The 1,199-nt window shown below is 41.4% G+C and carries 1 protein-coding gene; it reads left to right on the top strand.

Annotated elements, in window-relative coordinates; translation table 11 throughout:
- Window positions 1-1,199, top strand: a protein-coding gene (locus tag KJS58_RS24785; RefSeq protein ID WP_213536336.1) for an IS3 family transposase whose coding sequence is annotated in 2 segments (ribosomal slippage) — window positions 1-271 and window positions 271-1,199 — 1,200 coding nt annotated over the 2 segments. Because the reading frame shifts where the segments join, the coding sequence is not laid out codon by codon here. This gene is flagged as partial in the annotation.

The raw sequence follows: 1,199 nt of genomic DNA, 5'->3' as shown, positions 1-1,199 counted from the left end.
CTAGCGGTTAAACAAAACCAAGCTGGCAAAGGACCGGCAGAAATTTTCACAGAAGCTGGATTTGATTTGAAGGTGATTGGCCTAAGTAAAGCACGAAGTGCTTTAGATCGTTGGCGCAGAACCTTTCAAGCCTATGGAGAAAATGGTTTTTTTGAAGAACGTCGAGGAAAAGGCAGTAAAGGACGTCCTAAGAAAGAAAATGCCTCCGCAGAAAGGAAATTAGCTCAAGCAGAAGCGCGTATTCGATTGCTAGAGGCGGAGTTGTCTTTACTAAAAAAGCTAGACGAGTTAGAAAGGCAGGCGAAGAAGAATCGTCGTTAACAGCTCGAGAGAAATACCAAGCCATCAATGAAACGATTCGACTCTATCAATTAAAAAACATGGTCCGTTACTTATGTGAAGTAGCTAAAGTAAGTCCTAGTGGCTATTACAAGTGGCTTCAAAACGGAGAAAAACGAGCCATGAGTGAAGAATCAGATTATCAAGATTATCTCTTTCTAAAAGAAATTTATGATCAAGCCAATGGGAAAATTGGTTATCGTGGTTTGTATATGAAAGTTGCTGAAAAGGCCGGTCAGCCCATGAATCATAAAAAAATCTTGCGTTTAATGCGCAAGTTTCAGTTCTTTGCCAAAGTACGAAGAGCAAATCCTTATCGTACGCTAGCCAAAGCTACAGAAGCTCACCGCCAGGTACCAAACCACTTAAAACGTCAGTTCAAGCAAGAGGAACCTGGGAAAACATTCGTAACCGACATTACTTACTTGCAAATTCAGGGTGGTAAAACGGCTTATTTGTCTTGTGTAAAAGATGTGGCGACACGGGAAATTGTCGCTTATGAACTTTCAACGAGTTTACGGATGGAAATTGTCTATCGAACGTTAAGCAAACTAGAAGACTTTATCGGGAATCGACTACATCCGGAAGCCATGATTCACTCGGATCAAGGTTTTCATTACACCCATCCGGAGTACCAGTCTCGTGTAAAGAGGATGGGACTCCTACAATCTATGTCGCGAAGAGGGAACTGCCTAGATAACGCGCCGATGGAATCCTTCTTTGGGCACATGAAAGATGAAATACCTTATAAACAAGCAAACAGTATAGTAGAACTAAAACGAATGGTTGATGATTACATGGACCACTATAACAATACAAGAAAGCAATGGACATTAAAAAAGATGACTCCGGCAGCATAC

Source organism: Paenibacillus sp. J45TS6 (assembly GCF_018403285.1).
Taxonomy (GTDB): domain Bacteria; phylum Bacillota; class Bacilli; order Paenibacillales; family Paenibacillaceae; genus Paenibacillus.
The sequence above is the reverse complement of the archived record's forward strand: the minus strand, read 5'-3'. Positions and strand labels throughout refer to the sequence as shown.